This is a genomic window from Crocinitomix algicola, assembly GCF_001661595.2.
Classification (GTDB): domain Bacteria; phylum Bacteroidota; class Bacteroidia; order Flavobacteriales_D; family Crocinitomicaceae; genus Crocinitomix; species Crocinitomix algicola.
Genome location: NZ_LYPF02000037.1, coordinates 1 through 8003 on the forward strand (window position 1 = coordinate 1; position 8003 = coordinate 8003).

The 8003-nt window shown below is 32.8% G+C and carries 11 protein-coding genes; all 11 read left to right on the forward strand.

The genetic code is table 11. The annotated features are described in order from the left end of the window. Positions 1-241: 241 nt before the first annotated feature. Positions 242-988 carry a trypsin-like peptidase domain-containing protein gene (locus A8143_RS16410; protein WP_070138631.1) on the forward strand — a complete coding sequence of 249 codons (747 nt, stop codon included), beginning with the start codon at positions 242-244 and terminating at the stop codon, positions 986-988. A gap of 227 nt (positions 989-1215) precedes the next feature. Continuing rightward, complete coding sequence (locus A8143_RS16415; protein WP_070138632.1) at positions 1216-1605, forward strand: hypothetical protein; 390 nt, start codon at positions 1216-1218, stop codon at positions 1603-1605. A 380-nt stretch (positions 1606-1985) separates the two neighbouring features. Continuing rightward, entirely contained in the window at positions 1986-2666 is a 681-nt protein-coding gene (locus A8143_RS16425) for a hypothetical protein (protein WP_070138634.1), read from the forward strand. 140 nt (positions 2667-2806) lie between these two features. After that, complete coding sequence (locus tag A8143_RS16430) at positions 2807-3457, forward strand: hypothetical protein (RefSeq protein ID WP_070138635.1); 651 nt, start codon at positions 2807-2809, stop codon at positions 3455-3457. After that, positions 3454-4125 carry a hypothetical protein gene (locus A8143_RS16435; protein WP_139134415.1) on the forward strand — a complete coding sequence of 224 codons (672 nt, stop codon included), beginning with the start codon at positions 3454-3456 and terminating at the stop codon, positions 4123-4125. Before A8143_RS16430 ends, A8143_RS16435 begins: the two co-directional genes overlap by 4 nt. A gap of 458 nt (positions 4126-4583) precedes the next feature. Continuing rightward, positions 4584-4976, forward strand: coding sequence for a hypothetical protein (locus tag A8143_RS16440; protein ID WP_070138637.1), 393 nt, complete (start codon positions 4584-4586; stop codon positions 4974-4976). Between the two features lie 254 nt (positions 4977-5230). Then, on the forward strand, positions 5231-5686 hold the full coding sequence (locus A8143_RS16445; protein WP_070138638.1) for a hypothetical protein: 456 nt from the start codon (positions 5231-5233) through the stop codon (positions 5684-5686). Next, positions 5686-6033, forward strand: a complete 348-nt coding sequence (locus A8143_RS16450; RefSeq protein WP_070138639.1) for a VOC family protein — start codon at positions 5686-5688, stop codon at positions 6031-6033. The genes A8143_RS16445 and A8143_RS16450 overlap by 1 nt, the downstream gene beginning before the upstream one ends. 63 nt (positions 6034-6096) lie before the next feature. Beyond that, positions 6097-6660: a hypothetical protein gene (locus tag A8143_RS16455; RefSeq protein ID WP_070138640.1), complete on the forward strand. Its 564-nt coding sequence runs from the start codon at positions 6097-6099 to the stop codon at positions 6658-6660. 349 nt (positions 6661-7009) lie between these two features. After that, complete coding sequence (locus A8143_RS17100) at positions 7010-7516, forward strand: hypothetical protein (protein WP_175437562.1); 507 nt, start codon at positions 7010-7012, stop codon at positions 7514-7516. A 71-nt stretch (positions 7517-7587) separates the two neighbouring features. After that, a partial coding sequence (locus A8143_RS16465; RefSeq protein ID WP_175437563.1) for a phospholipase D-like domain-containing protein occupies positions 7588-8003 on the forward strand: 416 nt, incomplete at its 3' end.

Below are 8003 nucleotides of genomic sequence, written 5' to 3' on the forward strand. Positions count from 1 at the left end.
TAGCATATAGTGATCATGCCCAGCAAAAGCTGGCCACACCGTGTATGCAAGACCGTTAAAACAACCGCAATAACCTGTAAATTTACTCAAGTAAATACCCTTAAGCAACATTTAAATTAATGTGCTATATTTACACAAAACCCAACCCAAACGATTAATTAATTAGAACATTAATACAAATAAATATAAAGGAATAAAAGCCATTACTTTTATTTGACCGTTGGCGGTAATTAAAATGAATATGAATAAATCAATTTTGACACTCCTAGCCGTTTTGCTAATAGTTAGTTGTAATTCTGAAGAACAAAAGAATAATAAAAATCTAGAAAGTCAAGAAGTCAAAACTGAGCCTTGGAAACTCGAGAACTACATTGATTCAGTACAAATTCTATTAACAAATGAGTATAAGTTAGATAATTCTTTTGGTTACGGAGCCAGCTCTTTCTTAATTAAATCTGATGTAGATACTTATTTATGCACCGCCAAGCATTTATTAGGTGAAGCCATGGGAATTAGCCCAGAAATTAAAACTAGTAGGTTTAACTCTAGCTTGGAATATTGGAACGCGTATCCCAGAAATGGTAAAATCGCAAATGATACTATCTCAGTCTCTAAATTGATTACCGAGAAGCAAAATGACATTGATATTATTCTATTAGAGTGTCAACTAGAAAAAGATAATGAAATTATAGCACTTACTCCAAGATTTTCAAAACCAAAAAAGGAAGAAAAGTTTGAAATTATAGGCTGTGAATACTCTGATGCAGAATGCCACCAAAGAAGATATTTTGCTACTATGGACTCTTATGAAGACGGAAAAATACTCCTAAAATCTGAAGTTAAATTTACTCCTAGTGGTTTTAGTGGCGCACCTGTAATTGATTCAAAGGGATTAGTCATTGGACTCTTGTCTGGCGGTGGAGAATTTGAAGGAGAACTTTATCTATATATTGAACCAATATCAAAAGTTGAAATTTATTTAATATAAAATATTGCTAACACTATGTAAAAATGCATTAAAACGCCCTTTATACTAACCGTTAAACAACCGCAATAACCTGTAGATATACTCACGTAAATACCCTTAAGCAACATTAAAATTAATGTGCTATATTTACACAAAACCCAACCCAAACGATTAATTAATTTAAATATAAAGGAATAAAAGCGATGGTTTTTATTAGATCGTTAGAAGTAATTAAATAAAACCCAAACATGTCGGACTTTATTCTAAAATTTTGGCCACAAGAAGATGTTCAAGCGGACAAAACTGAAATTATTAAACAAAATTTTTCTCAGAAATCAATCGTAGGAGAAGAAACTGAATTCTGGGGAAAACCAGCCTTTAAAGGAGGAAGTAAGCTCAATGAATACTTCGAACCAAAATGGGATTTAGCACCTCAGTATTTTTCTACATTATTTGTGAAAGTTGCACAATCGGACTACGGAGTAGAGCAAGGTGTAGAAGACTTTGAATATATAGAAAGGAAGAACGTTGTTTCTCTTCTGGGCGCGTACGGAACGGTTGAAGAATGGTCTGCTATGTGCGCCGAACTAGAACAAATTACCGGAGACAAGTATAAGGGAGGCTGGGAACTTTTGTAGGAGTAGAAAACTACTGCTAACATAATACCTAAAAATCATGTCCACCCTTTGGCCAGTCCTTTTCCCTCCCATTAGCTTGTCCAAAGTCCTGGGGTGCCATCACGGGCGGACAGCCAACGTCCGGGGTTTCTTGCCTGCACACTTCACGCCGCAAAATAAATTTGCTATTTTTAGGCAAACGTAAACAACCGCAATAACCTGTAAATTTACTCGCGTAAATCCCTTTAAGCAACATTAAAATTAATGTGCTATATTTACACAAAACCCAACCCAAACGATTAGTTAATTAAATATAAAGGAATAAAAGCCATGACTTTTATTTGGCTGTTAGCTACAATAGCTCAAGTCACCATAATATACTGATTTAAAATAGATTGATTATGTCATTAGAAGAAAAAAGAAAATTGATAGAAAGAGGTAGACAAGAGTTATCTAATGGTGTTTTCCCTAATTTGACACTGGAGTCAATTAAGGACAGCCGATTACGTAAAGATGTTTCCAAAAGCATATTTAATCTATCAGGGGAAAAGTTTGATGACTTGCCAAAAGAAGAAAAGGAGAAAAGAAAAAACCGACTAAAAGTGATTCTTAAATTTGAGGATTATTTGCTGTCTTTCATAATGTTTCGTAATGCTTCCTATATATTATTGATAATTGGATTAATTACTTTTTTTAGTTCGTTTATAGGAGCAGATAATAATTTATTTTTTGGTGTGATTACGTTGATAATTGGATTTTCTATCCTTCTGATTTCATTAAATAAAAAGCTGGTGTTAAAGTTTATATTAACAGTTGGAATACTGTATATAGTGATATATCTTCTTGAGCTACTTTTTTTAGGGCTTCCGTCACCTTATCTTTATATGATAGATAATGATATTTTAGCTTCAAGACGAGGTGCTATTCCAAGGATTTTTAATGTTCTGACACCATATATTTATATTATCGCGCGTTTAGTGATAGGCTGGGTTATATTTGCAGCTTATAAAAAACAATTGAATTTTATTAAAGCAAAAACAGAATATGAAACTATTGTAGCTAACCATGTTCATAATTCATAAGGGTTTCCGAGGTTTTTAATCGGTATTTCCCGTATCAATTTTGGGTGGTATTAATTTAACTTCTCTCGATACGTAATTTATTCGTAACGTGTAATTTTATTTATGAAAAGTTGAAAACACTTAGTATAATTTTCTTTTTTTTGACGCTTTCAGGTTTCAGTCAATCAGATCAACGTGTGAAATTTGGGCTTTCTAGTTCACTGAATAGAACGTATATTGAGCAGTTGACATTTGGAGATGGGTTAGGTGCTAAAGTAAGGGGTATAAAACAGCCGCTTGGATTTTCATTTGGAATTAGAACCAAATTCTATATTGGCGGTCACATAAATATTAATACAGGGTTGGACTTACTTTCAATTCAAAACATTCGATATTTTTATCATGGTTACACGCATACGAACTCTATTAGTTTGTATGAATTACCACTAGAGTTTCAATTAAATTTTAAACGTAAAAAATGTGTCGCTTTTATTGTTGTTGGTATAGAGGAGACGTTTAATTTATGGAGTTATAAAACAGATAGTAGTGTGGCGTCTATTTATTCACCTGCCACAAAAGTAACTGTCGAAGACAAGCAGGGATTTTATACAATATTAAAAGCTGGCGTTGGGTTTAAACTAAATAAACCAAGAACTATCGAATATAGAATGATTTTTAGCAAAGGCTTTTCTCCGATTAGAACCTTTAAGTTAGAGCGTTTTGATCCTGCCGCCTATTCTTCTTTCATTTATCAAGGGACAAAATTGGAAATGGAAGTAAGTTGGTATTTTAATCGGAAAAAATATAAATGAGAATCCTTCTATTGGTCATATTGATACATCTTTCAATGGTAAGCTTTTCCCAAAAGTCAATCATAACGACTGGTATGTCCATCACTAAACCGGCAACTGCAAGTCTAATTCTTCCGAATTCGGGAGCGGTAAACAAGGCCTCTTTTGGTGGAGGTTTCTTTATCAATTTTGACCGTGCTTTGCGAAAAAGTGAGGTGTCTTCAATCATATACGGAATTGAAGTCTCCTCCCTTCGATTTTCATTTTCAATGGATGGTTTTAGCACTTATTTTCAGAATACTTCGCTGAAACTACCCCTGTATTATAGTTTTACACATGGTATTTCGAAACGACTTTTAGTGAAAATGAATTTAGGAGTGAATACACAAATCCAAACAAATCGAAATTTAACCACACTCGTCTGGAACAATTCAATCAGTTTTAAGAGAACAACAATGAGCGGTGCTTTCCCGTTGCTCCACCTCGAATTGGGATTTAAATATGTGACAAAACAAAAGCGAAGCATGCTATTGTCACTCGCCTATAATCACGGATTCATTAATAATGAAGAAGTCATTTATTCGACGCAAAATCCCATAACTGAAACAAAGCTAAATTCAAACGGTACATTTTTTGAGTTGCGCTTTGCATTTGAACTATTCAAGAATGGATTAAATTTTATTCGATAATTAAATGATAAAAGCTCATAACAAAACTTGAATTTCATAGCGGTTTCATCTGAGACCAGACAGCAACGTAAATTTAACTGAGAACATTAAACAACCTTGATAACATAAAATTTGCTCAGGAAAACACCTTTAAAAGCAACATTAAAATTAATGTGTTATATTTACAAGAAACCTAACCCAAAACGGTCAATTAATTAGAACATTAATACAAATAAATATAAAGGAATAAAAACCATGACTTTTATTTGACAGGTTTAAACAACCGCAATAACCTGCAAATTTACTCACGTAAATACCCCTAAAAGCAACATTAATTAGAATTAAAATTAATGTGCTATATTTACGAAAAACCCAACCCAAACGATTAATTAATTAGAACATTAATACAAATAAATATAAAAGGAATAAAAGCCATGACTTTTATTTGACCGTTGTAGCCAATTAAAAAAACAAATATTGTGAGTTGGGATGTAGTTTTACTTAAAGAAAAATTTGATAGTAATAATAAAGACTATCAACCACCCACTTTGGGCAAAAAGACTGAATTAATCTCAAAACTTACCAAGATTATACCAAATTTGGATTTTACAGACACGAATTGGGGAGTTATGGAAGGAGATGGGTTCTCGATTGAATTCAACATTGGTAATACAGAAGACGTAGACTCAATAATGCTTCATATTCGTGGAGGCGGAGAACCAACAAAAGTAATTCAGAGAATTATGCAAGAGTTTAAATGGGAATCTTTGGACTGTTCAACTGGAAATTTTATGGAATTGAACAATATTTCAACGGAAAGTTGGATGAAATTCCAAAGTTGGCGGGACAAAATATTTAAACGGAATAAATAAATCTGAATTAAAATAAATATTAACCTGAACTGAAAGAAAAAAACTGGCTACAACACGGTGTATAAAACATAGCTAATAGGTGCTTTACCGAAAGGTTTGTGCTTATTTACTAAGACCGCCAAAATTTTAAATTTGGCTTTTAGAATAGAAAAATTAAAAACAAAATATAAAAATTCGGCTTTGTGTTAACCCGAAAGGTAGTGTCTTTTTGTACGCTACGTTTCATACACAAACCGTTGTGAGCATTAAAGACAATGAAACCAGAAATCAAATACATAGAACTCAAATCAGGTTTTTCGGATAATGGTCCTGCTTGGATTGGTTTAGCAGAATTTTCTAAAAGTGGTCAAACGGTATATTTCAATGATATGGCTCTTAAGAAGTTAAAGACTCCTGGAATTGGAGCGAATCATTTTGATATCGAAACAGGAGAAGAATACTGGATTTCAGGGATTAAGAAAAACGGGCAAGACAGACACTGGGCTGGCGGAGGAAAGGTACTAATTGAGGAATCAATAATTGATGATTATTTACACCTAGTCGATTTCTCCATATTAGATAAAAATCATTTTGAAGTTGTTAATATTAATAGAGATTTTGATAAATCTAGATTTGATAAAATAGAAAATGAAGAAGGATATATTGAGACTCCAATCGAATATTATAAATGGTATTGGGATAACAACAAAAGAAAATTAATTAAAGAATAATGACAATCAACCTTCTTGTAATAAGGACTTCTGAACCTGAATTATTAAAATATCAATATGAAGTCTTAGGGTTTACATTTGATTATCACCAACATGGGAATGGACCATTCCATTACGCATCTGAACAAAATGGATTTGTATTTGAAATCTACCCTTTAACTAAATCAATGGAAAAAGCTGATAATTCAATAAGACTAGGGTTTGATATCGAAGATTTAAGAAATAAAATTGTTGATTTAGAAAATTCTAATTGGGAAATATTATCAGAACCTAAAGAAACTGAATGGGGTTTGACCGCTTTAATTCAGGATTTGGATGGACGAAAAATCGAATTAAAAAATAAATAAACGCTCTACAGCACTGTGTAAAAATGCGTTAAAACGCATTTTACACTAACCGTTAGCTACCATATGAAAAAGAGACTGCAGAAAATATTGATAAGAATTCATTTGACTACTTTGACTGTAGCGATTTTGAATGCACTTATCAAATCGTTGACAGTATACGGTCTCGAAGGAAACATGGAGTTTGGAGTTAAGATTCTGACAGTTATTAGCGGTCTGATACTCTTCTTTTTCTATTTGAAACCGTTTAATAAGATAAACTTCTATTTCTCGATTTATGCGACAATTGCAGGCTTACTTATAATTGGACTAATTTTCCGTGGAATATTTTGGGCATTTGTTTTATCATTAGTCCTATTTCCATTGATTCCTGACGACAAGGAATTTGAAGAGAATGGCATTATTCTTTCTACCCCATTTCAAGGGTTTATGGCACCTTGTTGTTCTTACCAAATTAAGGAACGTCAACTACTGATATTTGAGAAGGATTATGGAAAATGGGAATTAGAAGGAGAAGGACCTATTGACTTTGAAAAATTAAAGATTAATTCCAACGATAAAGAAATCGTAATAACTTATTTGACAGACTTTGACGAAAGAATTATGAAAGAAAAAATAATAAAACGGTAGCTAACACTGTATAGCAAATAAGGCGTTCAGTGGTTCAAGAAAGTTCACTGTTATTTATCAACACCGCCAATTCGTTGATTTGGCTTTTAATATGAATAAGATAAAAAGAAAATACAACGCTTTGGTTACGTGCAAATTTGAAAACTCCGCTTTTCAAACCCCGCACTACGCATAGCCGGGTTGTAAAACAACCTCAATAATCTGTAAATTTACTCAAGTAAATACCCCTAAAAGCAACATTAAAATTAATGTGCTATATTTACACAAAACCCAACCCAAACGATTAATTAATTAAATATAAAGAAATAAAAGCCATGACTTTTATTTGGCTGTTGGCGTGCATAAAAAAATGACTAAGATTAAACATGATATATGGAAAAGTGATGACGATTTGACTTCATTATGTTTCTCTGGAGAACTTGGAGAAGAATCTAGAGGTATATTGGAATCAAACTCAAAAATCATCCATTCTTTCTATGCTGACTCACATTTTGACGCTATGACAAAATACTATGAATTCATGGATTGGGGAATTTACGAAACTGAATTCGAAATTGATAAGGAACCCTATGACTTACAAGAATTGAAGAAAAGGGAAAAAAACAGAATTGAAATTGATGAGATTTTATGGAACGATTGGGATCCAATAGGTATCAATGATTGTGCTCCAAGAGATGAATATCAAAGTTACGTTCCAAGAATTCTGAATATGGTAATGAATGGAAGTACTAATGAAGAAATATCGATTGAGCTTTATCACATTGAAACGGAAACAATGGGGCTTCTTGGTGATAAAAAAAGATGTGTAGAAATATCAAATAAAATAATAAAAACGACACGCCAACAACAGGTATAGTGCATGCCCTGCGGGACACGCGCCATACCCAAACCGTTGTGCGGCAAGCAGAAAAAAAAGAAAAACGATAAATGAAAATAATACCCCCATATCAAATAAGTTCTGAGATTTTAAATCTGATAAATCAATCGGATAAATATATCGTTCTGGTTTCGCCATATGTGAATTTTAGAAATTGGGGAGGAATCAAGCAAGAGATAGAAAAAGCAATTCAAAGAGGAGTAAAGATTGAGTTCATTACGAGATATGATGTCGATAATAATAAAAGTTGGGAACAGATTGAAGCATTGGGAATTAAGCCAAAACTTGTAAAGAACCTACACGCAAAATTATACTTCAACGAAAAGAATGGAATTGTTACTTCTATGAATTTACTGACAAGCTCAAATTTGAGTGCAATTGAATTTGGGGCGGTTTACGATACGAAAGAAGAAATCCAAGAATTAAAATACTTCGTCAAGCAATTTTTGGTCCCTCATTTTGAAAT

What these genes read in the sequence shown, in the direction of transcription:
- A8143_RS16410 (WP_070138631.1), top strand. Translation starts at nt 242, where the DNA reads ATGAATAAATCAATTTTGACACTCCTAGCCGTTTTGCTAATAGTTAGT.
- A8143_RS16415 (WP_070138632.1), top strand. Translation starts at nt 1,216, where the DNA reads ATGTCGGACTTTATTCTAAAATTTTGGCCACAAGAAGATGTTCAAGCG.
- A8143_RS16425 (WP_070138634.1), top strand. Translation starts at nt 1,986, where the DNA reads ATGTCATTAGAAGAAAAAAGAAAATTGATAGAAAGAGGTAGACAAGAG.
- A8143_RS16435 (WP_139134415.1), top strand. Translation starts at nt 3,454, where the DNA reads ATGAGAATCCTTCTATTGGTCATATTGATACATCTTTCAATGGTAAGC.
- A8143_RS16445 (WP_070138638.1), top strand. Translation starts at nt 5,231, where the DNA reads ATGAAACCAGAAATCAAATACATAGAACTCAAATCAGGTTTTTCGGAT.
- A8143_RS16450 (WP_070138639.1), top strand. Translation starts at nt 5,686, where the DNA reads ATGACAATCAACCTTCTTGTAATAAGGACTTCTGAACCTGAATTATTA.
- A8143_RS16455 (WP_070138640.1), top strand. Translation starts at nt 6,097, where the DNA reads ATGAAAAAGAGACTGCAGAAAATATTGATAAGAATTCATTTGACTACT.
- A8143_RS17100 (WP_175437562.1), top strand. Translation starts at nt 7,010, where the DNA reads ATGACTAAGATTAAACATGATATATGGAAAAGTGATGACGATTTGACT.